Origin of the sequence: Pseudarthrobacter sp. B4EP4b (genome assembly GCF_006680095.1) — a bacterium.
Lineage (GTDB): Bacteria > Actinomycetota > Actinomycetes > Actinomycetales > Micrococcaceae > Arthrobacter.
Genome location: NZ_VHIJ01000041.1, coordinates 1 through 24,194, shown reverse-complemented (window position 1 = coordinate 24,194; position 24,194 = coordinate 1). Strand labels below are relative to the sequence as shown.

At 64.2% G+C, this 24,194-nt stretch carries 18 protein-coding genes; 13 read left to right on the top strand and 5 right to left on the bottom strand.

Features of this window, described 5'->3' with window-relative positions; genetic code table 11:
* Window positions 1-63 precede the first annotated feature (63 nt).
* The gene (locus FNL14_RS15540) at window positions 64-1,716 is read left to right on the top strand and encodes a PucR family transcriptional regulator (RefSeq protein WP_142061661.1); all 1,653 of its coding nucleotides are present in this window, start codon (window positions 64-66) and stop codon (window positions 1,714-1,716) included.
* Here the strand turns inward: FNL14_RS15540 and FNL14_RS15535 are convergent.
* Window positions 1,695-2,489, bottom strand: coding sequence for a carbon-nitrogen hydrolase family protein (locus FNL14_RS15535; protein ID WP_142061658.1), 795 nt, complete (start codon window positions 2,487-2,489; stop codon window positions 1,695-1,697). The genes FNL14_RS15540 and FNL14_RS15535 overlap by 22 nt on opposite strands.
* 205 nt (window positions 2,490-2,694) lie before the next feature.
* On the opposite strand from FNL14_RS15535, the gene FNL14_RS15530 reads away from it, so the two are divergent.
* The 4 genes from FNL14_RS15530 to FNL14_RS15515 all read left to right on the top strand — a co-directional run bounded on the left by FNL14_RS15530 (window position 2,695) and on the right by FNL14_RS15515 (window position 8,064).
* Window positions 2,695-3,885 carry an ROK family transcriptional regulator gene (locus tag FNL14_RS15530; RefSeq protein WP_091423227.1) on the top strand — a complete coding sequence of 397 codons (1,191 nt, stop codon included), beginning with the start codon at window positions 2,695-2,697 and terminating at the stop codon, window positions 3,883-3,885.
* Window positions 3,886-4,017: 132 nt separating this feature from the next.
* Window positions 4,018-5,580, top strand: a complete 1,563-nt coding sequence (gene mmsA, locus FNL14_RS15525; RefSeq protein WP_142061655.1) for a multiple monosaccharide ABC transporter ATP-binding protein — start codon at window positions 4,018-4,020, stop codon at window positions 5,578-5,580.
* Between the two features lie 43 nt (window positions 5,581-5,623).
* Window positions 5,624-6,916 (top strand): multiple monosaccharide ABC transporter permease, encoded by a 1,293-nt coding sequence (gene mmsB / locus FNL14_RS15520; RefSeq protein ID WP_142061651.1) that lies wholly within the window; start codon window positions 5,624-5,626, stop codon window positions 6,914-6,916.
* Between the two features lie 50 nt (window positions 6,917-6,966).
* A complete protein-coding gene (locus tag FNL14_RS15515; protein ID WP_142061648.1) occupies window positions 6,967-8,064 on the top strand; it encodes a sugar-binding protein in 1,098 nt (365 codons plus the stop codon).
* A gap of 66 nt (window positions 8,065-8,130) precedes the next feature.
* Here the strand turns inward: FNL14_RS15515 and FNL14_RS15510 are convergent, their stop codons facing one another.
* Window positions 8,131-9,627, bottom strand: coding sequence for a polysaccharide lyase family 1 protein (locus FNL14_RS15510; RefSeq protein WP_255470871.1), 1,497 nt, complete (start codon window positions 9,625-9,627; stop codon window positions 8,131-8,133).
* A 223-nt stretch (window positions 9,628-9,850) separates the two neighbouring features.
* Here FNL14_RS15510 and FNL14_RS15505 point away from each other — a divergent pair, with 223 nt between their 5' ends.
* The 5 genes from FNL14_RS15505 to FNL14_RS15485 all read left to right on the top strand — a co-directional run bounded on the left by FNL14_RS15505 (window position 9,851) and on the right by FNL14_RS15485 (window position 15,893).
* Entirely contained in the window at window positions 9,851-10,921 is a 1,071-nt protein-coding gene (locus tag FNL14_RS15505) for a Gfo/Idh/MocA family protein (RefSeq protein WP_142061646.1), read from the top strand.
* A 605-nt stretch (window positions 10,922-11,526) separates the two neighbouring features.
* Window positions 11,527-12,045, top strand: coding sequence for a hypothetical protein (locus tag FNL14_RS23670; RefSeq protein ID WP_255470870.1), 519 nt, complete (start codon window positions 11,527-11,529; stop codon window positions 12,043-12,045).
* 88 nt (window positions 12,046-12,133) lie between these two features.
* The gene (locus FNL14_RS15495) at window positions 12,134-13,882 is read left to right on the top strand and encodes a hypothetical protein (RefSeq protein ID WP_142061640.1); all 1,749 of its coding nucleotides are present in this window, start codon (window positions 12,134-12,136) and stop codon (window positions 13,880-13,882) included.
* A gap of 293 nt (window positions 13,883-14,175) precedes the next feature.
* Window positions 14,176-15,399 carry a serine/threonine-protein kinase gene (locus FNL14_RS15490; RefSeq protein WP_142061637.1) on the top strand — a complete coding sequence of 408 codons (1,224 nt, stop codon included), beginning with the start codon at window positions 14,176-14,178 and terminating at the stop codon, window positions 15,397-15,399.
* Entirely contained in the window at window positions 15,396-15,893 is a 498-nt protein-coding gene (locus tag FNL14_RS15485; protein ID WP_142061634.1) for a hypothetical protein, read from the top strand. Before FNL14_RS15490 ends, FNL14_RS15485 begins: the two co-directional genes overlap by 4 nt.
* Before the next feature lie 162 nt (window positions 15,894-16,055).
* Here the strand turns inward: FNL14_RS15485 and FNL14_RS15480 are convergent, their stop codons facing one another.
* Window positions 16,056-18,275, bottom strand: a complete 2,220-nt coding sequence (locus tag FNL14_RS15480) for an NADP-dependent isocitrate dehydrogenase (protein ID WP_142061631.1) — start codon at window positions 18,273-18,275, stop codon at window positions 16,056-16,058.
* Window positions 18,276-18,587: 312 nt separating this feature from the next.
* Here FNL14_RS15480 and FNL14_RS15475 point away from each other — a divergent pair, with 312 nt between their 5' ends.
* Both FNL14_RS15475 and FNL14_RS23350 read left to right on the top strand, forming a co-directional pair.
* On the top strand, window positions 18,588-19,562 hold the full coding sequence (locus tag FNL14_RS15475; RefSeq protein ID WP_142061628.1) for a serine protease: 975 nt from the start codon (window positions 18,588-18,590) through the stop codon (window positions 19,560-19,562).
* Entirely contained in the window at window positions 19,546-19,716 is a 171-nt protein-coding gene (locus FNL14_RS23350; RefSeq protein WP_181762671.1) for a hypothetical protein, read from the top strand. The genes FNL14_RS15475 and FNL14_RS23350 overlap by 17 nt, the downstream gene beginning before the upstream one ends.
* 130 nt (window positions 19,717-19,846) lie before the next feature.
* Here FNL14_RS23350 and purH read toward each other — a convergent pair whose 3' ends face one another.
* Window positions 19,847-21,532 carry a bifunctional phosphoribosylaminoimidazolecarboxamide formyltransferase/IMP cyclohydrolase gene (gene purH / locus FNL14_RS15470; protein WP_142061625.1) on the bottom strand — a complete coding sequence of 562 codons (1,686 nt, stop codon included), beginning with the start codon at window positions 21,530-21,532 and terminating at the stop codon, window positions 19,847-19,849.
* 141 nt (window positions 21,533-21,673) lie between these two features.
* On the opposite strand from purH, the gene FNL14_RS15465 reads away from it, so the two are divergent.
* Window positions 21,674-23,026 carry an MFS transporter gene (locus FNL14_RS15465; RefSeq protein WP_142061622.1) on the top strand — a complete coding sequence of 451 codons (1,353 nt, stop codon included), beginning with the start codon at window positions 21,674-21,676 and terminating at the stop codon, window positions 23,024-23,026.
* 80 nt (window positions 23,027-23,106) lie between these two features.
* On the opposite strand, the gene FNL14_RS23665 is transcribed toward FNL14_RS15465, so the two are convergent.
* Window positions 23,107-23,619 carry a hypothetical protein gene (locus FNL14_RS23665; protein ID WP_255470869.1) on the bottom strand — a complete coding sequence of 171 codons (513 nt, stop codon included), beginning with the start codon at window positions 23,617-23,619 and terminating at the stop codon, window positions 23,107-23,109.
* Between the last annotated feature and the right edge of the window lie 575 nt (window positions 23,620-24,194).

Genomic DNA, 24,194 nt, shown 5'->3' with positions numbered 1-24,194 from the left:
TCATTCACAGTAGGGCTGTGAGCCGCATCTCAGGCAGTGCAAAATGCCCTATAGTGATCATCCATGAGACGTAATGCACCAGCCATGGACGGCAGCCCGGATCAGCTGGACGCTGTCACGCTGGGCCAGTTCCTCGATGCGCTTCCACCGGAAGTGGCGGTGGTCCACGATGCCGGCAACCGCCATGCTCCCCTGCGCTGGGTGGAGCCGAGCGAGTTGGAAGACCCCACCCCGTACCTGCTCGACGGTGAATTTGTCCTCACCGCGGGCCTGCCGTTCCGCGGTGAGGGGAACGGGGAAGGCGGCGGAGGCAGGGACATCCGCAACGCCACGTCACGGGCGCAGGAGTATGTCCGCCGGCTCGTTGACGCCGGGGTGGCGGCGCTGGGCTTCGGCCTGCAGCCGTATTACGACGGCGTTCCGGACCACGTGCTGGCCGCTTGCCGGCAGCACGGACTCACTCTGGTGGAGGTCCCGGCCAGCGTCCCGTTCGCGGCACTCGGACTGGAGTTCTCCAAACTGCTGGAGTCCGGAAACGCGCGGGTTTTCCGGCAGCTCGCGGAGACCAACCGGCACCTGATGCGCGCGGTCCTCTCTGCCCGGCCCGAGCATGAACTGCTGGCGGCACTGACCCAGCGCGTGCCCGTGTGGGCAGTCTTGTTTGGCGCGGACGGCCGGGCACGCGCCCGGGCGGGTGCCGCCGTCGAACCTTCCCAACTTCAGCCCCTTCTCAAGAAGCTCATGACCGGAAGCGGACCCCGGGTGGAAACAGAAGCGTTTGATGCCCCCGGCTCGGCGCTGGTGTTCGGCCATCCCCTCAGGAGCAACAAGGACGCGACCCTGGGCAGCCTCGTCCTCGGCGCCGACAAGCCGCTGACCCCGGCCCAGAACAGCGTGGTTTCGTCCGTCGTCGGGCTCCTGGAACTGCTGGTCCGCCAGCGCACCAGCGGGTCACTGGCCCCGAGCCAGCTCGCCACCGCACTGCTGCTGCACCCGGAGACACTTGCCGGGGGCAACACGCGGCAGCTGAACGGGCTGAAGGATCTGTTGGCGCAAAGCGTGGCGGGAACGCGCTCCGGCCAGGTGCGGGTGGTGCAGGGAATGCGGACAGCGGACGCCCCCGCAGCCGACGACGGGCCGGTCCGGGAGCTGCTGCAGTGGCGGCGGCTGTTCGACAGCAAGATGGTGGAACTGACCGACTACGGCTTCGCGGCCGTGACGCGGCTGAAGGTGGATGACCAGCTGGTTGCGGAGGTGGAACAGCTTGGATGGCGCCTGATGGTGGGTGAGCCAGTGGAGCTGTCCGGCCTGCCGGCGGCCTACCGCCGCACCTCCTCATTGCGGCCCCGGGTGGCGGCGACGGGCAAAAGCGCCCGCGTCGAGGAGGTGACCTGGTCCGTCACAGGGCTGCTCGGCCGGGAAGCCGGCACCATGCTGGCGGCCAGGCTCCTGGCGCCGGTGCTGGAGTTGGAGCCGGAACGCCGCGACGGACAGCTCCGCGTCCTGAAATGCTGGTTGGCTGCGAACGGAAGCTGGGACGCCACGGCTAAGGAGCTGGGTTTGCACCGCAACAGCGTCCGCCGCCAGGTCAACGCCATTGCCGAACTGCTGGATCTGGACTTAGGCCTGGCCCAGTCCCGTGCGGAGCTGTGGATTGCCCTGCAGTACGACGAGGTCCTGCTGGCCGGGAACGCTCAGGAATCCCAGGACCGGTAGAGGTCCGGCCTGCGTTCGGCGAGGTAGGGCACGTCACTCCGGGCCCGGGCAGCAGCGTCTTTGTCCACCTTTGCGTAAATGAGCTGAGGTTCTTCCCCCGCGGCAGCCAGCAGTGAGCCGTCGGGGCCGGCGATGACACTGCCACCCAGGAATCTGCATCCCTCTTCCACGCCGGAATGGTTGGCGTAGGCAATGGTCAGTTGGCTTTCCAGCGCCCGGGCGCGCAGCAGCACCTGCGGGACGTCGTCGTACCCGTGGGCCAGCGCAGTGGGAACCAGGAGCAGTTCGGCACCCGCCACTGCAGCGGCCCGGACCGACTCCGGGAATTCGACGTCGTAGCAGATCACCATGGAGGTGGGGATGCCATTAAGACTGACGACGGTGGGAGGCTGGGCGGCGGGACCGAAAGCAGCCCGTTCCTCGGGGCCGAAGAGGTGGACCTTGTCATAAGTGAGCAGGTTGGTGCCCTCGGAATCAAGGAGGGTTGCACTGATGTGCCACTCCCCCTGCCCGGTAACCCGGGGAAGGCTGTACACCAGGCCAATCCTGTGACGCCGGGCGATGCCGGCGAGCTTCGAGTGAAGCTCCGGCAGTCCAGCCGGGTCCACTTCTGCCCGCACGCGGCGGGGAGCATAACCTGTGGGAAAGAGTTCGGGCGTCAACAGGATTTCTGCTCCTGCAGCGGCAGCCGCTTCCGCGGCCGCATCGATGGCGGCACAGTTGGCTTCCGCATCCATCACATCAGCGCTTGCCTGCAGGAGTGCCAGCAACACCGCAGCCACCTTCCCTCGTTGGAGCAGCCTGTCCGTTGAAGGCCTGACACCAGACTAACCAGTGCCTGGGAGCTCTTCCTGGGGCCATTTGCACCGCTTCGCCCCTTTTCCGGGACAGATCATCCCGGAACGCCCGCTGTGGCGGAAGCGCTTCATTGCGTTAACTTCTTGACTACAACAGGCTGAATGGGGCAATCTTCTAAGCATGCCCGCAACTACGCGCTCAACGAGGAGCAAGCCAAAAAACCCCGGCTCCCAGTCGGCCCTGAGGCAACTGAACCAGCAACGCATCATCGAGACGCTGATGGCGGGCCCTTCCACGCAGGCAGAACTGGCCCGGCAGACCGGCCTATCCACCGCAACGGTCTCCAACATCGTCAAAATCATGCTCGATTCCGGCTTGGCATCCACCGAACCCATCACCAGTTCGGGCCGCCGGGCGCTCAATGTCCGGCTCAACAGCAACGGTGCGGTGGCCGTGGGAATCGACTTCGGCCGCAGGCACCTGCGGGTGGTCCTGGCTTCGCTGAGCTATCACGTCATCGCGGAGGAATCCGTCGCCCTGCCGCTCGGACATCAGGCCGAGGAAGGCATCCAGGCGGCAGAGGTCCTGCTCGGGAAACTGCTGCGCGACAGCGGCATCGCGCGCTCTGCGGTGGTGGGTGCCGGCGTCGGAATCCCCGGCCCCATAGACCGGCGCACCGGTACCGTGGCGCAAGGGGCCATCCTGCCCGAGTGGGTGGGAATCAACATCCTCCAGCACCTGGAGGACAGGCTCAAGATCCCCGTGTTTATTGACAACGACGCCAATCTTGGGGCCTGGTCAGAGGTGACCTGGGGCCAGCATACCGGAGTCAGCAACCTGCTGTTTTTGAAGATCGGATCCGGCATCGGGGCCGGCCTCATCCTCAACGGCGCACCCTACTACGGCAATGTGGGAATCACTGGCGAAATTGGCCATGCCACCATCCACGAGCAGGGCCTGGTGTGCCGCTGCGGAAACCGGGGCTGCCTTGAAACAATCGCATCAACCACAACCATGATCGAACTCTTGAGCCGCGGCGAAGACCGGCCCTTGACGCCTGCCGACATCGTCCGGAAGGCCTTGGCACGTGACTCCGCGACACTCCGGGTACTGGACGATGCGGGCCTTGCCGTCGGCCGCGCGCTGGGCAATGTCGCGAACCTGATCAACCCGGAGGTGATCGTGGTTGGCGGGCCGCTGGCGGGCCTCGGCCACCTTCTCCTGGATCCCATCAAGAGGGGGCTGGTGCGGCACGCCGTCCCCGTTATCGGCGAGACCACCACCATCACCATGTCATCTCTCGGCGACCGGGCCGAGGCATTGGGCGCGGCCGCTTTGGTCTTCCAGCACGCCGGAATCCGTAAAACCTAGACCGTTTCGTTACCCGCGATATGCGTTAAAGACTTGACGACAACGGGCGTGATCCAGTTTACTTTTTCATCAGACGGCCCTGCGCTTTGCCGGCCGGACAAAGAAGTCATTGCATTGGAGGGTTAGGGCAATATGACGTCCCAGACCACGCAGAAGGACCCGATCATCCTGGAGATGCGGTCCATCACCAAGGAATTCCCCGGCGTTAAAGCGTTGGATAATGTCAGCCTGCGCGTCAAGGCCGGCGAGATCCACGCCATCTGCGGCGAGAACGGCGCCGGCAAGTCCACCCTGATGAAGGTTCTCTCGGGTGTGTACCCCTACGGCAGTTACGACGGCGACATCGTCTACCAGGGGCAGATCCAGCAATTCAGGGATATCCGGGCCAGCGAACACGCCGGCATTGTGATCATCCACCAGGAACTGGCGCTGATCCCGGAGCTCTCCATCATGGAGAACATCTTCCTGGGCAACGAGCCCACCAAGCGCGGGGTCATTGACTGGGCCGAAGCCCGGCTTCGTTCCCTGGACTTGCTGGCCCGCGTGGGCCTGCGGGACGATCCGGACACGCCTATCAAGGAAATCGGCGTGGGCAAGCAGCAGCTGGTGGAAATCGCCAAAGCACTGAACAAATCCGTGAAGATCCTCATCCTCGATGAACCCACGGCCGCCCTGAACGAATCCGATTCCCAGCACCTGCTGGACCTGATGCTCGGCCTGAAGGCCAAGGGCATCACGTGCATCATCATTTCCCACAAGCTCAACGAGATCGAGCAGATCGCCGACTCCATCACCATCATCCGAGACGGCAAGTCCATTGAGACCCTGGACGTCAAAGCCGACGGCGTGGACGAGGACCGCATCATCAAGGGCATGGTGGGCCGGACGCTGGAATCCCGGTTCCCGGACCACACACCGAAAATCGGCGAGGTCTTCTTCGAGGTCAAGAACTGGACTGTGGGCCATCCGCAGGTCCAGGACCGGCTGGTCTGCAAGAACTCCAGCTTCTTTGTCCGCCGCGGAGAGATCGTGGGCTTCGCAGGGCTAATGGGCGCCGGACGCACCGAGCTGGCCCGGTCCGTGTTCGGCCGGTCCTATGGCCGTTTCATCGACGGGCATATCTATAAGGACGGCAAGGAAGTGGTCCTTAAGAACGTCCGCCATGCCATCGATGCCGGGTTGGGCTACGTCACCGAGGACCGCAAGTCGCTGGGCCTGAACCTGCTGGACGACATCAAAACCACCACCGTGGCAGCCAACCTGCGGAAGATCAGCCACAACTACGTCGTGGATCCGAACCAGGAGTTCACGGTGGCGGAGCAGTACCGCAAGTCGCTCCGGACCAAGACCCCGTCCGTTGAGGAAGGCGTCGCCAAACTTTCGGGCGGGAACCAGCAAAAGGTGGTCCTGTCGAAGTGGATGTTCACCGACCCCGACCTGCTGATCCTGGATGAACCCACCCGCGGCATTGACGTTGGTGCCAAGTACGAGATCTACGGCATCATCCAGCAGCTGGCCAACCAAGGCAAGGGAGTGATCGTCATTTCCTCGGAGCTCCCCGAACTCCTGGGCCTGTCCGACCGTATCTACACGATCTTCGAAGGCGCCATCACCGGTGTCCTGACCAAAGAAGAGGCCAGCCAGGAAAGCCTGATGAAACTGATGACCTCCGCCCGCAAAGCCGAAGCCGCCTGACCCTCTGGCTCCCCAGAACCTTCCGGACACAAGGACTGACACCATGAACGCCCTCAAAAAGCTGTTTGGCGGCAACACCCGCCAATTCGGCATGATCTTCGCCCTGGTCGCACTGATCATCTTCTTCCAGATCACCACCAACGGCCGGACCCTCACCCCCGGCAACGTCATCAACCTCTTTAACGGCAACTCCTACATCCTGATCCTGGCCATCGGCATGGTCCTGGTGATCATCGCCGGCCACATCGACCTCTCCGTCGGTTCCGTGGCCGCGTTCGTCGGTGTCACCGTGGCACTGGCCATCCGTGACTGGGGCATCCCCTGGTACGCCGGCGTACTCCTGGGCCTGGTCCTCGGCGCGGTGATCGGCGCCTGGCAAGGCTGGTGGACAGCCTACGTGGGCATCCCTGCCTTCATCGTTACCCTGGCCGGCATGCTCCTGTTCCGCGGCTTCAACCAGTTCGTCGGCAAGTCCAACACCATCCCGGTCCCCTCCGACTTCCAGTACCTCGGATCCGGGTACCTCCCCGAAGTCGGCCCCAACACCGGATTCAACAACCTCACCCTGCTGCTGGGCATCGCCGCCGCCGCGTTCGTGGTGTGGGGCGAGCTCCGCTCCCGCGCCCGCGCCAAGGCCCTCGGCGCCGAAGTACCCGAAATGTGGGTCACCGCCCTGAAACTGGTCCTGATCTGCGGTGCCATCCTCTACGCCACCTACCTGTTCGCCACCGGCCGTCCCGGAACCTCTTTCCCCATCCCCGGCCTGATCCTCGCCGTCATGGTGCTGGTCTACGGCTTCATCGCCTCCCGCACCATCCTGGGCCGCCACGTCTACGCCGTCGGTGGCAACCGCCACGCCGCCGAACTCTCCGGCGTCCAGTCCAAAAAGGTCAACTTCCTGGTCATGATGAACATGTCCATCCTCGCCGGCCTGGCCGGCATGATCTTCGTCGGCCGCTCCACCGCATCAGGCCCGTTCGACGGCGTGGGCTGGGAACTTGACGCCATCGCCGCCGTCTTCATCGGCGGCGCCGCAGTCACCGGCGGCGTGGGCACCGTGGTCGGGTCCATCATCGGTGGCCTGGTCATGGCAGTCCTGAACAACGGCCTGCAACTCCTGGGCATCGGCGCCGACCTCACCCAGATCATCAAGGGCCTGGTGCTCCTGATCGCCGTCGCCTTCGACGTCTACAACAAGAGCCAGGGCAAGAAGTCGATCATCGGCCTGCTGATGAGGAACGTCGGCGGCGGCGGCCGTGCCGCCGGCGGCCCCAGCAACCCGCTCCAGCCCGATGAGACAACCTCCACCAAGGAAGCCATCGCCAGGGAAGCCTGAGTTGTGCAGCCTGAATAGCGTTACACCACTACAGAGAAAGAGAACCAACAATGCGAATGATGGGTAAAGCAGGAAAGGCAGCAGCGGTCGCTGCCATCGCAGCACTGGCACTGACAGGCTGCGGCCGCCAGGAGGCTCCTTCGGGCGGCGGAACAGAAGGTGCAGGAGGATTCGAACAGGGCGCCGACATCGCCGTCGCACTTCCCCAGAAGACCAGTGAGAACTGGGTCCTCGCCGAAAAGCTGTTTAATGACGGCCTCAAAGATGCCGGATTCAAGGCTGATGTCCAGTTTGCCAATGCCGGTGTTTCCGAGCAGCAGAACCAGATCAGCGCCATGATCACCAAGAACCCCAAGGTCCTCATCGTGGGCGCTGTCGACGGCACCCAGCTCGGCACCCAGCTGAAGCAGGCCAAGGATGCCGGCGCCACCATCATCGCCTACGACCGCCTGCTGCTGAACACCGAGAACGTGGACTACTACGTGGCCTACGACAACTTCAAGGTGGGCGTGCTCCAGGGCCAGGCGCTGCTGGAAGGCATGAAGGCCAAGAAGCCATCCGGCCCCTACAACATCGAACTGTTCGCAGGTTCGCCTGACGATGCCAACGCAAAGGTCTTCTTCGACGGTGCCATGAGTGTCCTGAAGCCGAAGATCGACGACGGCACCCTCAAGGTCCTGTCCGGCCAGACCAGCTTCGAGCAGGCCGTAACCCAGGCCTGGAAGGGCGAAAATGCCCAGCGCCGCGCTGACACACTGATCAGTGGCAGCTACACCAGTGCAAACCTGGACGGTGTCCTGTCACCCAATGATCTCCTGGCCCGCGCAATCCTGACGTCCGTCAAGGCCGCCGGCAAGCCGATCCCGGTGATCACGGGTCAGGACTCCGAGAAAGAGTCTGTCAAGTCGATTTTGGCTGGCGAGCAGTACTCCACCATCAACAAGGACACCCGCAAGCTCGTTGAGCACGCCATCACCATGGTGAAAGACCTCCAGGCCGGCAAGACGCCTGAAGTCAACGACAAGGACTCCTACAAAAACGGCGTCAAGACCGTTCCGGCCTATCTGCTGGAGCCCGTCATCGTTACTTCTGCCAACGTGAAGACGGCATACGTGGACGATCCGGTACTCGGCCCGATCACCAAGTAAGCAGTCCCCGGAAAGCCCGGTCCCCACCGCGGGGACCGGGCTTTTCCGCGCCTGCTTACTACAGCCCTACTGCTTGACGGTCAATACGCCAGGTCCTGTGAACCGGAGCGCGTGGTTCTTCACCGCCTGTGCAGTGGTGAACGACTTGTAGCTGTAGGCATCGGCAGGGTTCCAGCCGACGTCCGTGGTGAAGTCCCAGCCGGTCCAGTCCGGGGCGGCTTCCCCAGTGAGCCCGGCTTCGGCGAGGGCCTCCGCCCGATTCTGTTCGAACGACGTCCGGGCCACCTGGTTCAGGTCCGCTTCGGCTCCGTTGTACCAGGACTCGACGTCATTGAAACGGTGGCCGTTATAGCTGCTCACCATAATGGACGGGTCCGCGCCCGGGCCTGTGTATTCAAAGGCATTGCGCTCAGAGAAGATCCGGGACTCGTAGCCGGCGCCGAGGAAGTAGCTGTTGCCGCCTTGGGCCTCACTGATCATGGGGTACTGCGGGTGATCTGTGCTTCCCGCGAAGTAATTGTTCAACACATGGACCTGGCCAAACCGCACCCGCGGTCCCCGCTGCTGAATGTTCTCGAAGTAGTTCCCGATGTAGCTGACCCGAAGTTTGCCACCGTCCTTGTCCACGTGTTCGTCGCCTGATCCCAGCAGCATTGTCTTGTCGTGGTTGGAGAGCCTGCTGTTGGAAATGGTCACGAAGTCGGTGCCGTCCTTGAGGTCCAGCAGGCCGTCATGCCGGTTGGCCCGCTTCCCGCGGAAACCCATCGGGGCCTCACTGTCCGGGAACCTGCCGTCGGTGAGACGGACATGGTCTATCCACAGGTGATCCGAGGTCACGGAGGAGACCGAGTCAAAGCGCGAATTCCAGGCACCCTCCCCATCATCCGGTGACCAGGTGGTGAAGAAGTCCACCGGGGCCTCCACGCTGAGATTGCGCACCACTACGTTGGTGGCACTGAGGATCACGATGTTCGTACCCACGAATCCCGAATCTGCGCCGACCCCAATCAGGGTGGTGTTGCTCGGCAGGCTCACCTCGATCTGCCGTTTCATGTTGTTGCTGCCGGTCTGCCGCAACTGTCGCTGCTGTTTGCAGTAGTCAAACGTCTGGTCGCTCCATGCTTTCCCTTCCGGGCCGAAGCAGGACATGTACTTATTGATGTTGTACCCGGGCGCGTAGTCCTGCTCCCCCAGGATGCGGCCGTCAGAGGTCTGGTTCCCGTCGATGGTGCCACTGATGTAAATGATCTTGGGCGCCTTGGGCTCCCCGTGATTTCCCAGTGCGGCCTTGAGCCCGGCCAGGGTGCTCACCTTATAGCGGTTTTCCGCCGGCGCGCCGGCCCCGCCGTTGGTACCGCTTCCGACGGCGGCCCAGCCGGTAGGTGCCGAGTCATCAGCTTTGATGACACCTCCTCCGGCGGGAGCCGGGCTGGCCACCCCGGGCGCTGCCACGGCCAGCCCCGCCGCGAGGGCAAACGCTGAAGCAGAGGCAGCAACTGCGGCCCCGCGCCGGAGATTGCCGAGGCAGGATGCAAAGGTTCGAGTTCTATTTTTGGACGTCATTGGCCTTTTTTCCGGCATGCCAAACAGACCACATGCCTAAGTGGGTGCGGATCGGGTGAGTAGGGATTGCCAGCGGGAAAACCAGTAAGAAAACGGTTTCCCACTTGGTCTTCTATTCTTACTTCTCCCGTGACAACGCTGTCAAGAGGTCTTCACAGCTCCACCACAGCTGTCCACCGCTGCCTTCCCCAACGCTCCAGCCGGCCTGTGACAGGATTGCTCCATGAGCGCGCCCATTGCCACACCGTGGCTGTCCAGCCAACCCGACCAGGACCCCCGATCCGCAACGGGAGCTTCCCTGCGCTGGGGAATCATTGCGACCGGAGGGATAGCTCGTTCGGTATCGCAAGACCTGGCCTTGCTGAATGACGCTGAGCTCTATGCCGTCAGCTCCCGCGGTCAAGACACAGCAGATGCCTTCGCCGTGGCCTATGACTTCACGAAGGCCTATGGGGACGACGGCGGTGTCGCCGGCTACCAGCGGCTGCTTGCCGATGAAGCGGTGGACGTTGTCTACGTGGCAACGCCCCACGCACAGCATTACGAGATCGTCCTGGCCGCGCTCAATGCGGGCAAGCACGTTCTCTGCGAGAAGGCCTTCACCATCAACGCCCGGGAAGCGGCCGAACTGATCGGCGTCGCCAGGAGCCGCCAGCTCTTCCTGATGGAGGCAGTCTGGAGCCGTTTCCTGCCCAGCATGCAGAGGGCTTTCGAGATCGCCGCTTCCGGAGAACTCGGTGACATCCACTGGGTCACAGCTGATCTCGGTTTCCCCGCTCCTTATTCACCCACGGCCAGGCTATGGGCGAGGCAGGACGGCGGCGGCGCGCTGTTGGACCTTTCCGTCTATCCGCTGCTGTGGGCACTGGGCACCCTTGGATTTCCGCAAACGGTCAGTGCTACGGGATTTCTCAATGACGACGGTGTCGACGCCCAGAACGCCATGACACTCGGATACAACCACGGCGCGCAGGCGCAGCTAACATCCTCCTTGCTCGCCCATGGTCCACGCACGGCCAGCGTCGCCGGAAGCAAAGGCTTCCTGCAAAGCATCGGGTCAATTAATAATCCACGTGAACTCGTTGTCGGATCCGGATGGGAAGAACGCCGCATCGAACCCTTTGAGGTCGTGGGCCGCGGATACACCTATGAGCTGCGTGAAGTGACACGGTGCATCCAGCAGGGCCTAACGGAAAGCCCAGTGATGCCGCTGGATGACTCTTTGAACACGATGCGGCTTTTCGACGGGGTGCGGGCCCAACTGGGGGTCAGCTACCCGAATGACAGCCATTAGGAGCTTCCGCAATCCGTCATAGCAATGACGGACACAAGCCGTGTTGTCATTGGCCTGATACAAAAGTTTCCACTTTTGTCGAATTGTTTTAGAAGACCCTAGACTTCCCGCAACATCCAGTCTTAGGCTGTAGGCATCGTCGAATGCACCGGGTACTGGGGGTGGTACGCATGGCTAACGCTGTTTCTCCATGGCGTGCCCTTCGGCCTGTACTTCTCGCGGGGGCTGCGACCCTTACCTGGTTAACTTTTTCATCCTCGGCAGCTTCCGCCGATACACTCTCGGACACATCGTCGTTGCTTGGCGGCGTCACAAGCTCCGTGTCTTCGGTTACGGACAAGCTGGCTGGGCCCGCACCAAAAGCTCCTGCCCACACTGCTCCTGCCCCATCTCCTGCGGCTGCGCCCCCTGTAGGCCTGCTGCAGCCGGTGGTCGGCCAGGTTTCGGGCCTCGCGGACAATATCGTTTCGGCAGTCCCGGTGGTAAACCAAGTGGTTCCCGCCGCCGCCGTCACGTCTGTCGCTGCTCCAATCGCTCAGGTTGCGGACGGAGTAACGGCAGCAGTCGTGGAGGCTGTTGTTCCACCAGTGGCTGGGACTCTTCCCGTGCTCGAACCCGTCCTGGAGCCTGTTGACGATTTGGTGACCGGCACGGCGCCGCTGCCAGTTGAGCTTCCCGAACTGCCTGTCGCGGCGGTTGAGGAGGAAGTTCCAGCGACTGCCGCCATGGTCCTTACGGAAGCGTCCACCGCAGAACAGTCGACGGCGGAGACGGCGGCACCTGCGGAATCCTCCGTTGTTGCTGCTCCGGATACCGCCGCAAACCCTGATGGTGCCGTATCCCTGGCAGAAGCTTCGGCGCCCCTTCGGGCAATGATCGGTGCATCCGACTCCAGCGATGACCTGCCCGGAACGGTCGATCCTTCCCCCGCGCCTGCCCAGGCTCCTGCGGCCCCTGGCTCCGGCACAGGAAGCGGATCGGCATCCAGCGGTTCCCCCGGTTCGGCTGCATTCCTGAACCCCTTAACCTTTGATTTTTCCCTTCCCGGTGCCATTTGCGTCGGTGAGACCCCTGAACATGCCCCTGCACCGGTGTCCTTCGACCCCGGTTCTTCTCCTGACTAGTTGAGGCACGCCTGCCCATTTGCGGCAGAAACGTGACCAATCGGGTTGCTGAAAGCACCCTTACTCAACTTTCTCAGGAGACATCATCATGAGTTCCAACCTTCGCAGGGGGATGCTTGGCACCCTCTTTGCCGGCGGGCTTTTAGCCCTCGGTTGCACCGCGGCAAACGCCGCGGACACGACCAGCGGATCGGATCTATCCGCATCCGCCCTCATCTCGGCGGCGGCGTCCGCTGACTCGACGTCGTTGGGCCTGCTGGGTGGTCCAACGCCGTCCGATTCAACGGCCGTCGCCGCCGTAGTGGATGCCGCAGTCAACCTGGGCAACGGCACAGGGACCGGCGGAAGTACCACCAGCCCCGACGTCGTCGCAGCAGCCGTCGTGGACCTCGGACTCGGTAACACCGTCACCAACGGAACCACCACGACAGCGGCAGACCTGGCCGCCGCAGCGGACGTAGCCGTAGACCTGGGAGGCACCACGGGGGCCGGGCAAACCACCAGCCCCGACCTCGCCGCCGCAGCCGTCGTGGACCTCGGAGGCGACAGCACCACCGGCGGCCTCGGCGCCGTCGTAGACGCAGCGGTCGATCTCGGCGCAGGTAACTCCGGCGGTACCGATGGACTCGGCGCCGCGGTGGACGCGAACGTCGACCTCAACCTCGGCAACACCGGAACCGACAGCACCACCGGCGGCCTCGGCGCCGTCGTAGACGCAGCCGTCGACCTCAATCTCGGCAACACCGGAACCGGCACCACTGACGGACTCGGCGCCGTCGTAGACGCAGCGGTCGATCTCAACCTCGGCAACACCGGAACCGGCACCACTGACGGACTCGGCGCCGTCGTAGACGCAGCGGTCGATCTCAACCTCGGCAACACCGGAACCGACACCACTGACGGACTCGGCGCCGTCGTAGACGCAGCGGTCGATCTCGGCACAGGTAACTCCGGCGGTACCGACGGACTCGCCGCCGTCGTAGACGCAGTCGTCGACCTCAACCTCGGCAACGCCGGAACCGGCACCACTGATGGACTCGGCACCGTCGTAGACGCAGTCGTGGACCTCAACCTCGGCAACACCGGAACCGGCACCACCGACGGACTCGGCACCGTCGTAGACGCAGTCGTCGACCTCAACCTCGGCAACACCGGAACCGACGGCACGACGGGCGGCCTCGGCGCCGTCGTAGACGCAGCGGTCGATCTCGGCACGGGTAACTCCGGCGGTACCGACGGACTCGGCACCGCTGTGGACGCAGTCGTCGACCTCAACCTCGGCAACACCGGAACCGACGGCACGACCGGCGGCCTCGGCGCCGTCGTAGACGCAGTTGTCGATCTCGGCGCAGGCAACACTGGCGGAACCGGCACCGGAGTAGATCTCGGCATTGACCTCGGCATCGGTCTGGGCGGCGACGGCAACGGCACCGAAAACCCGGGTACTGGCACTCCGGGTACAGAGAACCCCGGCGATGGCAGCACGGGAGGCACCGGCACCGTTGACCCCGGTACCAACGCTCCGGGTACAAACGCACCCGGCACCGGCGGCAACACCGGAAATACCGGAACCACCGGAACCACCGGAACCACTGGAGGGGACAACGGGACTGACGCAGGTACCGGCGGCTTCTCGGCAGCACCGGCAGGCTCCATCGCAGTGAGCGGCGCCATCGGCGTCGACACCAGTGCCCGCGGCGCTGCGACTCAGGGCGGCACTGCAAAGGGCAGCACAAGCCTGGCCAACACGGGAATGGACGCTTCGCTCGTCCCGCTGGCCCTGCTGCTGCTGGTGGCCGGCCTCCTGGTCCTCCTCCGCAAGCGCAAGGTTTCCTAGGCGCCCAACGCTTCGTTGACCGTGCCTGCACCATGCGCCTGAAGCGGCAGCAACAAGCAGGCTGAGGGAAGGGAGGACCCCGCAAAAGCACACGACTCAAATACTCACATTCACGCAAACATGTCATCAGCACACATGTCCTTGTGGCCGGTGGTCCGGCGGCGGAAGCTAGAGGTTCGCCGGCGGGCCGCCGGCATGTGACAGAACAGATGTGCGGGGCCCAATCTTCCGTTATCTCCACCGCCCGTATAATTTGAGGTAGGACAGTGCCGCAGCGCACCGGGAGGAACGGTATGGTGGCGGAATCGCCTAGCTCCATCAAGAATGAAGTGGTCGGCGGACGTTATCGGTTGGGTGAGGTCATTGGCCGCGGCGGAATGTCATCGGTCTACTGCGCCCGGGACGAGAACCTGGGCCGCGATGTTGCCCTCAAGCTCTTCGCCCCGCAAGCGCCAGACGCCGACGAGCTGAAACGCCAGGAAGCGGAAATCCAGCTTCTCGCGACGCTCAACCACCCCGGCCTGGTGACACTCTTCGATGCCGGCATCGACGACCGCATACCAGATGAGCCCAGGCCCTTCCTCACGATGGAACTGGTGGAGGGCCAGGATCTGCGGACCAGGATCCGGCACAGCCGTGTCCCCCTCGAGGAACTCTCGGTCATCGGGGCCGGCATCGCGGACGCCCTGGCGTATGTTCACGGCCTGGGAATCATCCACCGCGACATCAAGCCCGCCAACATCCTGCTGGTACAGATCCGCCCCGGCGAGCCCCTGCGACCCAAACTCACGGACTTCGGCATCGCCAGGATCGCGGACGCAACCCGGCTGACCGCTACGGGAACCATGGTGGGCACGGCCGCTTACCTCAGCCCGGAGCAGGCCCTTGGCCAGCCCCTCTCCCCCGCCTCGGACATCTATTCCCTGGGACTGGTGCTGCTTGAGTGCATCAAGGGCACCGTCGAATACCCCGGTGGCGCCGTGGAGTCGGCGGTGGCGCGCCTGCACCGCGCACCGGAGATTCCCGAGGATTTGCCGACAGAATGGGCTGATCTAATCCGCTCCATGACAGCCATCGAGCCGCTGGAACGTCCCGCCGCTGCGGACATTGAGACTGCCCTCCGGCAGGCTCTGGTTTCGCCCGCGTCCACACCCGGGGAACTCGTTCCGGAAACCACCCGGGTCCTGCCGGCCATGCCGTTCCACCCTCCGTCCATCACTGCTGAAGAGTCGCTGGATGAACTCCGGGAAGCAGCGGAACCTGCAAACGAAGCCTCTCCGGTGGCACCCGAACCAGGGGCAAAGGGCAAACAGCATGGAAAGAAGCCATCCGGCGCGTCGCGTAGCAGGAGGATCTGGCTGGCCGTGGTTCTGGGGATCCTGGTGCTGGCAGCAGCTGCAGCGGCCGTGCTGGTGAGCCTGAACGCCCAGTCCACGCCCGACGTCGTGCCTTACCCAACCGTGACCGGCGTCCTGGGCGACCACTTGGAGGAGCTCCAGAAGAGCGTGGAACCATGAGGTTAAATGCCACATGGCGCCCCTCGCTGGCCATAACGGTGACGGCGGCTGTGCTGACCTCCGGCCTGCTGGCCGGCTGCGGCACTACCGACACAAGCCTGCAGCCGAGCGCGGCACGACAACTCCAGGCGCGGGTCCTCGAAGTAAGCGAGGCCTCCTCCCGGAACGATCCCGCTGCGGCACTGAAAGCGCTGGAGAACCTCGAGGCTGACCTGGCCGCCGCCCAAAGCAAGGGGCAGGTTTCGAAGGACCGGCAGCAGACCATCACCACCATCGCCGCGGCCGTCCGTGCCGACCTTAACGAGTCGTTGGCTGCCAAGCAAGCGGAAGAGGCGCGCGTCGCTGAGGAGGCGGCTGCCGCCCAGGCCTCCCGGGAAGCCGCACAAAAGGAGGCAGCCACCCAGACGCCGGCCCCCGCACCAGCTCCGGCCACCGGTAAAGAGGACGGTGGCGGCGACGACAAGAAGGGCAACGGGGGCAAGGGCAAGGACTAGGACGGCGCCGCCATCAAAGCGCACGACGACGGCGGGCCGGCTGCTGCGCCCCGCGAAGGTCCCAGCCACACGACAAGCCAAGCCACAGACAAGAGGCGGTGCCCCGGATATCCGGGACACCGCCTCTTGGCGTTGCCTGCTCGGAGCTGGGTAGCCCTGCCCCTAGCTCAGGGTGGAGAGGACCTTGTTCAGCGTGGCTGACGGACGCATTACGGAGGAAGCCTTCGCGTCCTCCGGGCGGTAGTAGCCTCCGATGTCCACGGGTGAGCCCTGGACCTCGGCCAGCTCGCCCACAATCGTCTCCTCCTTGGAGGAAAGCTCACCGGCGATGGAGCTGAACGAGGCGGCCAGCTCGGCGTCGTCCGTCTGCTTGGCCAGCTCTTCGGCCCAGTAGCGGGCCAGGTAGTAGTGGCTGCCGCGGTTGTCCAGTTCACCGGCACGGCGGCTCGGGGACTTGTTCTCCAGCAGGAAAGTGCCGGTGGCGCGGTCCAGGGTGTCAGCCAGGACCTGGGCGCGGGCGTTGCCCGTGGTGGTGGCCAGGTGCTCGAAGCTGACGGCCAGGGCCAGGAATTCACCCAGGCTGTCCCAGCGGAGGTGGTTTTCCTTGAGCAGCTGCTGGACGTGCTTCGGGGCGGATCCGCCGGCGCCGGTTTCGAAGAGCCCGCCGCCGTTCATCAGCGGAACCACGGACAGCATCTTGGCGCTGGTGCCCAGCTCCAGGATGGGGAACAGGTCCGTGAGGTAGTCTCGCAGGACGTTGCCGGATACCGAGATGGTGTCCTCGCCCTTGCGGATGCGCTCCAGGGTGAACTCGATGGCCTTGACCGGGGACATGATGCGGATGTCCAGGCCCTCGGTGTCGTGGTCCTTGAGGTACTCGTTGACCTTGGTGATGAGGTTGGCGTCGTGGGCGCGTTCCTCGTCCAGCCAGAACACCGCCGGGGTCTGGGAGGCGCGGGCGCGGGTGACGGCCAGCTTGACCCAGTCCCGGATGGGCAGGTCCTTGGTCTGGCATGCACGCCAGATGTCACCAACGGAGACCTCGTGTTCGATCAAAACGTTCCCGGAGCCGTCCACGATCTGCACCGTGCCGGCTTCCTGGATTTCGAACGTCTTGTCGTGGCTGCCGTATTCCTCGGCGGCCTGTGCCATGAGGCCCACGTTCGGGACGGTGCCCATGGTGGTGGGGTCGTAGGCGCCGTTGGCGCGGCAATCATCGATGACCACCTGGTAGATGCCGGCGTAGGAGCTGTCCGGCAGCACTGCCAGTGTGTCAGCTTCCTTGCCGTCCGGGCCCCACATGTGGCCGGAGCTGCGGATCATGGCGGGCATGGACGCGTCCACAATCACGTCGGAGGGGACGTTCAGCGTGGTGATGCCCTTGTCGGAATCCACCATGGCCAGGGCAGGACCGTCGTCGAGGCCCTTCTTGATCAGGGACTGCACGCCTTCGCGGACGTCCTCCGGCAGGTCCTCGAGGCTGCTGAGGATGGCGGCCAGGCCGTTGTTGGGGCTGATGCCGGCGGCGGAGAGCTGCTTGCCGTAGGTCTCAAACAGTTCAGAGAAGTAGGCCTTGACCACGTGGCCGAAGATGATGGGGTCCGAAACCTTCATCATGGTGGCCTTCAGGTGGGCGGAGAACAGCACGCCCTCTTCCTTGGCGCGGGCCACCTGGGCCTGCAGGAATTCGTCCAGGGCGGCGGCGCGCATCACGGTGCCGTCAATGACCTCGCCGGCCAAAACCGGGAAGGCCTTCTTCAGGACCTTCACGGAGCCGTCTTCGCGGACCAGCTGGATGGCGATGGTGCCCTCGGACTCGATGACCACGGACTTCTCGTTCGAGCGGAAGTCATCCTTGTCCATGGTGGCCACGTTGGTCTTGGACTCCGGGGTCCAGGCGCCCATGGAGTGCGGGTTCTGGCGGGCGTAGTTCTTCACGGACAGGGGTGCGCGGCGGTCCGAGTTGCCCTCACGCAGTACAGGGTTCACGGCGGAACCCTTGATCTTGTCGTAGCGCGAGCGGATGGCCGTTTCCTCGTCCGAGGAGGGGTTGTCCGGGTAGTCGGGCAGCGCGTAGCCCTGGGCCTGCAGCTCTGCAATGGCCGCCTTGAGCTGCGGGATGGAGGCGCTGATGTTGGGCAGCTTGATGATGTTGGCTTCCGGCGTCTTCGCCAGCTCACCGAGTTCAGCAAGGGCGTCACCGATCTGCTGCTCGGGGGTCAGGTAGTCACCGAAGACGGCGATGATGCGGCCAGCGAGCGAAATGTCGCGGGTCTCCACCTCCACACCTGCTGTCGAGGCGAAGGCCTCGATGATGGGCAGGAACGAATAGGTAGCCAGCATCGGCGCTTCGTCGGTGTGGGTGTAGATAATCTTGGACATGCGCGGGCGTCTCCCTGTGGGTCGGCTTGGTTATCATCTACAACTTACCCGAGTGCACGGCTTTGAACCCTACCGGCGCCCTAGGGTTACCCCGGCGGTGAGGAGGATTACAGCGATGGAGAACGGCCGACGGCGTCGCCCGCCCAGGTGCGTCAGCCCGCCGTCGTGCTTCCTGCCCGGGTTGGGGGTGAAGCGCCCGCGTGACCCCTACATGATACGTCACTCCTATTTACAAAACTGTCATATCTCGATAAGTTCGGAGCGTCACTTCCGGCCCTCCCCATGGCCCCTCCCCGTTATGACAGGACACCAATGACACGCACCAGGTCTCTGGCTACCGGCCTTCTCAGCTTCTCAGCCGCAGCCGTTCTGGCACTCTCTGCGGCCGGCGGAGCCTCCGCTGCACCGGCCGCTTCCGAGGACAAAAAGAATCCCTCCGTGACCCGTGCGGCTGTCGAAAATGCCGGCGCAGCGGATTACTGGACGGCAGAACGCATGCTGACAGCCACCCCCGGGGACGTCCTGGCAGGCAAGGCCCTGGAGCGGGGCAACCGTTCGAGCCCGCTGCTGGTGGAAAAGGGCAAGAGCGCCGAAGTGAAGGCCACCCGGGCCAAGCAGCAGCAGCCCCTCGCGCAAAGTGAAACCCCGGTGAAGCACATCGGCAAGGTCTTCTTCACCCTCGGCGGCGCCAACTACGTGTGCTCGGGCAACTCCGTATCGGCGCAGAACAAGAGCACGGTTTCAACCGCCGGCCACTGCGTGAATGAGGGACCGGGAGCGTTCGCCACGAACTTCGTGTTCGTTCCTGCCTACCAGAACGGGGCCGCCCCGTACGGCAAGTGGGCGGCCACCTCCCTGATTGCGCCCACCCAGTGGAGCGGCAGCGGGGACATGACCTACGACACAGGGTTTGCAGTGGTAAGCCGGAACGGCAGCGGACAGTATTTGGCTGACGTCGTTGGCGCTTCCGGAGTCGCCTTCAACCAGGCACGGGGCCTGACCTACAAGTCCTTCGGCTACCCGGCCGCCTCGCCCTTCAACGGCGAGACCCTCAAGAGCTGCACCGGGCGCGCTTCCAACGATCCCTTCAACCCCCAGTTCAACACCCAGGGCATTCCGTGCGACATGACCGGCGGCTCCTCCGGCGGCCCGTGGTTCATCGGCACCAGCTCCACCGGCACCCAGAACTCCATCAACAGCTACGGCTACGACCGTTCGGCAGTGATGTACGGCCCCTACTGGGGTTCGGTCATCCAGCAGGCTTACAACAGTGCAGCAGCCTCCTAAGGATCCTCCCAACGAGGATGGCGTCAGCGGCAGCGACCTGAACCAGACCCGCGAGGAGATCCTCGAGTACTGGACGGAGGAGCGGATGGCGGAAGCCAAGCCCCGGGAGGCCCGGCTTCCGAAGCCCGGCCCGCCTCCAGCCAGCGACGACTAAGCCAACAAACAACGACGGCGCCTGTCCCCCTCAAAGGGACAGGCGCCGTTGTTCGTTACGCCTTCATTGATTGCTCCACAGTTGCCGTTTCGAAACCCGAAACCGGCGACTGTGGAGCAATCGGTGCGTTCTAGTGGAAGAAGTGGCGCGCACCGGTGAAGTACATGGTGATGCCGGCCGCGTTGGCTGCGGCGATGACTTCTTCGTCGCGGACTGAACCGCCGGGCTGGACCACGGCGCGGACGCCGGCGTCGATCAGGATCTGCAGGCCGTCAGCGAACGGGAAGAACGCGTCGGATGCCGCCACAGCACCATGGGCCCGCTGGGGTGCGCCGGAACCGCTGGCGTTTGAGGCACCGCCGGCGCCTTCGACGTCGGACTGAACCTCCACGCCGAGGGTGTTGGCCCGCTCAACGGCCAGGCGGCACGAGTCCAGGCGGTTGACCTGTCCCATTCCGATGCCCACGGCAGCGCCGTTCTGGGCCAGCAGGATGGCGTTGGACTTGGCGGCCCGGCAGGCAGTCCAGGCGAAGGCGAGGTCCGCGAGCGTCTTGTCGTCCGCGGCCGCACCGGCGGCAAGGGTCCAGTTGGCGGGGTTGTCGCCGTCGGCATCAACTTTGTCGCTGACCTGGACCAGGACGCCGCCGGAAACCTGGCGGATCTCCGAGGGGTACCGGCCGTAGCCTTCCGGCAGGGCGAGCAGCCGGATGTTCTTCTTCTTGGACAGGATTTCCACTGCTTCCGGCTCGAAGCCCGGCGCGATGACAACCTCCGTGAAGATGTCCTTGACCGTGTTGGCCATGCCCGCGGTCACGGTTCGGTTTGCGGCGATGACCCCACCGAACGCGGAAACGGGATCGCAGGCGTGGGCCTTGGCGTGGGCATCAGCGATGGGGTCCGCTGCGTCTTCCGCTCCGACAGCTACACCGCACGGGTTTGCGTGCTTGATGATGGCGACCGCGGGCTCGCTGAAGTCGTAAGCGGCGCGGAGGGCTGCATCGGCGTCCACGAAGTTGTTGTAACTCATGGCCTTGCCGTGCAGCTGGTCAGCCTGCGCGATGCCTGCCGGGGCGGCCTTGTCAACGTAGAGCGCCGCCTGCTGGTGCGGGTTCTCGCCGTAGCGCAGCACCTCGGAGCGTTCCAGCGAAAGGCCGGCGTAGGCAGGCCAGTCGATGACCCCGTCGCCGTCTTCGTCCAGGTACTGGCTCGCGGTCCAGGTGGCCACGGCGTTGTCGTACGAGGCAGTGTGGGCGAACGCCTTGGCGGCCAGCCGGCGTCGGGTCTTGAGGTCAAAGCCGCCCTCAGCGGCAGCGGCGACTACCTGGCCGTAGAAGGTGGGGTCCACCACAATGGCGACGGCGGCATGGTTCTTCGCTGCGGAGCGCACCATGGCGGGGCCTCCGATGTCGATCTGCTCCACAACGTCGTCCTGGGCAGCGCCGGACTTCACCGTCTCGACGAACGGGTAGAGGTTCACCACCACCAGGTCGAACGGCTCGATTTCCATGCTGGTGAGCGTTTCCATGTGCGCCGGGACACGGCGGTCCGCGAGGATGCCGCCGTGCACGCGCGGGTGCAGCGTCTTCACGCGGCCATCGAGCATTTCAGGCGAACCCGTGACTTCCTCGACCTCCTGGACGGGAATGCCGGCGGCAGCGATCTTCTTGGCCGTGGACCCGGTGGAAACAAGCTTCACTCCCGCTGCATGCAGGCCCTGGGCGAGCTCCTCCAGACCGGTTTTGTCGTAAACCGAGATGAGGGCCCGGCGGATCGGAACTCGGTCGATGGATACGCGCTCATGCTGCGTGAAGCTCACAAATGTCTCCGTCTTATCTCGCGGAACAACGCCGCGGTTGGTGGGGATACGGCCAGTTTATCGCGAAGTGCAGATTGCCCCCTGTGCTGCCTGAAGTGTGAACGTCAGCGGGCCGGGCTAAAGTTCTTTCAGGAGGCTGCGATGAATACTTACACCACTGTGCCAAGCGGCGAACAGGTGGTCCAGGAACTGCCATGGCGATGGAAAGTCCAGGGCAGGATTTTCGTGATCGGCGGCCTTGGTTTTATGTTCGACGCCTGGGATGTGACCCTCAACGGCATCCTCATTCCGCTGCTCTCCACGCACTGGGCCCTGACCCCGGGTGAGGTCGCCTGGGTGGGAACCGCCAACCTGATCGGGATGGCCCTGGGTGCCTTTGTCTGGGGCACCATCGCGGACACTATCGGGCGCAAGAAGGCCTTCACGGCGACCCTGCTGATCTTCTCCCTCTTCACCGTGCTGGGGGCTTTCTCCCCCGACTTCATTTTGTTCTGCGTGTTCCGGTTCATGGCCGGGTTCGGTCTGGGCGGCTGCATTCCCGTGGACTATGCCCTGGTGGGTGAGTTCACTCCCCGCAAACAGCGCGGCAAGGTCCTCACCGCCATGGACGGCTGGTGGCCGGTGGGTGCCGCCCTGGCCGGCTTCGTCTCCGCCGGCCTGGTGGGCCTGTTCGGTGACTGGCGGCTGACCATGCTGGTGATGGTGCTGCCTGCTCTGCTGGTGTTCTGGGTCCGGCGGAGCGTGCCCGAGTCCCCGCTGTTCCTGATCCGCAAGGGCCGGCGCGAGGAAGCAGCCAAGGTCATCGACGGACTAGTGGCAGCCACGGGGGCCGAACCGCGTGCCTACAGCCTGCCCGACGCCAAGGAAGTGCCCCGGCTTTCCGCCGGCAGCGCCTGGCACCAGCTGCGCCTCGTGTGGCAGTTCAACTGGAAGATCACAGCTGCGGCATGGTCCCTCTTCTTCACCATCCTGCTGGTCTACTACCTGTCGCTGACATGGATGCCGCGGATCCTGATCGGCGCCGGCTTTGCCGAGTACAAGGCGTTTGTCACCACGGCATCCATGGCCGCGGTGGGGCTGTTGGGCGTTGTTGTGGCGGCCCTGCTGGTGGAGCGGGTGGGCCGCAAATGGATTCTCGCCATCACGGGACCTCTGTCCGCGCTGACCCTGGTGATTGTGGCGATTGTGGTGGACATCCCCACTGCGGCGGTGTTCTGGCTGCTGGTGTTCGGCTTCGTAGTTCAGGTGGCCATCCCGGTCCTGTACGCCTACGTTTCCGAGCTCTACCCCACCGAGCTGCGCGGCACTGGTTTCGGCTGGGCGTCCACGTTCTCCCGCCTGGGCGCGGGCTTCGGTCCGCTGATCTTCGCCAATTACTTCTGGCCTGAGCTGGGCCTGGCCACGTCCTTCGCCTTGGCCGGCGGCCTGGTGCTCCTTGCTGTTCTCTGGATGGCGTTCTTCTCCCCCGAAACCAGGCAGCGCCGCCTCGACTGACCGCCTCCCCCTACCCAACCAGGTAGCGCTAAGTGTCGTTTTGGGGCCTGATAACGACACTTAGCGCTACCTAGTTTCGATCAGTCGTGCTGTGACCACCCTCGGGACAGCAGCGTCCGCCGCACCTTCGCGACAGCGAGCCGGGCGTCATTTTCCATGTGGCGCTTGGAGACCCTGACGAGGATCCAGCCCGCCCGGACGAAGTCCTCTTCCCGGGCAATGTCCCTGACAATTTGCGCGGTCTCCGAGTGGCCCTCTCCGTCGTATTCCACGGCGACCTTTTGTTCCGGATAACTGAGGTCGGGTTGGCGTACGACGCCGGCATGCAACTCCGTAGGCACGTTCAGGAGAGGTTCGGGCAGGCCGGCGTCCTCCAGCGCCAGCCGCAGCCTGGTTTCAGGGGCGGAGTCGGACCCCACGCGGGCCAGGTCAAGGGCGAGACGCGCCTTCCGGATTCCTGGCGTCCCCTTGTGCCGGTCGAGCATGTCCTCCAGGCCCTCCCGTGTTGCATAGGGCTCAGACCGGCTTTCGAAGTCGGGCCGCGGGACGCGAAGCAAGTGGTCAGCCACCACGGTCAGCTCTTCGACGCTCATTTTGCGGGAGCAATCCAGCCAGGTCCTACTCCGCGAAGTGATGAGCAACCCGTGATGGCTGACTACCTCGTCAGTGAAGAACTGCCCGCGATGCCCCTTCACGCCGGGTCGTCGCATGATGGAGACCGTGTCAGGACGCGAGATGTGCAGTAGTGGCTCACTGCTGCCTGGCAAAAAGCCGGGAAACTCCCATAGGAGGAAAGCGGACGCATGCGAAGCTGCAGCAAACTCAGTGACCAACGTGAAGGGCCGGATCCGGGGAGCCAAGGTGACATCATCGCCAACGTGGGGCACCCGGACTCCCCTGCTTGGCCACTGCAAGCCTTGGTGACGCAGTCGACGTCGGCTGATCCCGGCGTCGACAGCTTCCTGGAGGGTAAACGGCAGGGAAGCCAGGTGTTCGGGTAATCGGGTTGGAACCTTCATTCGCCCATCGTGGCAGGCCTGAAGTGCGGCTGCCGAAGTTATCCACAGCCCGCCCTCATCCTGCCCATCTGAGTAGCGCTAAGTGTCGTTTTGAAGGGTCAAAACGACACTTAGCGCTACCTAGTTGGGGAGGAGGGGGCGGGTTAGGT

What these genes read in the sequence shown, in the direction of transcription:
- FNL14_RS15540 (WP_142061661.1), top strand. Translation starts at nt 64, where the DNA reads ATGAGACGTAATGCACCAGCCATGGACGGCAGCCCGGATCAGCTGGAC.
- FNL14_RS15530 (WP_091423227.1), top strand. Translation starts at nt 2,695, where the DNA reads ATGCCCGCAACTACGCGCTCAACGAGGAGCAAGCCAAAAAACCCCGGC.
- mmsA (WP_142061655.1), top strand. Translation starts at nt 4,018, where the DNA reads ATGACGTCCCAGACCACGCAGAAGGACCCGATCATCCTGGAGATGCGG.
- mmsB (WP_142061651.1), top strand. Translation starts at nt 5,624, where the DNA reads ATGAACGCCCTCAAAAAGCTGTTTGGCGGCAACACCCGCCAATTCGGC.
- FNL14_RS15515 (WP_142061648.1), top strand. Translation starts at nt 6,967, where the DNA reads ATGCGAATGATGGGTAAAGCAGGAAAGGCAGCAGCGGTCGCTGCCATC.
- FNL14_RS15510 (WP_255470871.1), bottom strand. Translation starts at nt 9,627, where the DNA reads ATGACGTCCAAAAATAGAACTCGAACCTTTGCATCCTGCCTCGGCAAT.
- FNL14_RS15505 (WP_142061646.1), top strand. Translation starts at nt 9,851, where the DNA reads ATGAGCGCGCCCATTGCCACACCGTGGCTGTCCAGCCAACCCGACCAG.
- FNL14_RS15495 (WP_142061640.1), top strand. Translation starts at nt 12,134, where the DNA reads ATGAGTTCCAACCTTCGCAGGGGGATGCTTGGCACCCTCTTTGCCGGC.
- FNL14_RS15490 (WP_142061637.1), top strand. Translation starts at nt 14,176, where the DNA reads ATGGTGGCGGAATCGCCTAGCTCCATCAAGAATGAAGTGGTCGGCGGA.
- FNL14_RS15485 (WP_142061634.1), top strand. Translation starts at nt 15,396, where the DNA reads ATGAGGTTAAATGCCACATGGCGCCCCTCGCTGGCCATAACGGTGACG.
- FNL14_RS15480 (WP_142061631.1), bottom strand. Translation starts at nt 18,275, where the DNA reads ATGTCCAAGATTATCTACACCCACACCGACGAAGCGCCGATGCTGGCT.
- FNL14_RS15475 (WP_142061628.1), top strand. Translation starts at nt 18,588, where the DNA reads ATGACACGCACCAGGTCTCTGGCTACCGGCCTTCTCAGCTTCTCAGCC.
- FNL14_RS15465 (WP_142061622.1), top strand. Translation starts at nt 21,674, where the DNA reads ATGAATACTTACACCACTGTGCCAAGCGGCGAACAGGTGGTCCAGGAA.
- FNL14_RS23665 (WP_255470869.1), bottom strand. Translation starts at nt 23,619, where the DNA reads ATGAGCGTCGAAGAGCTGACCGTGGTGGCTGACCACTTGCTTCGCGTC.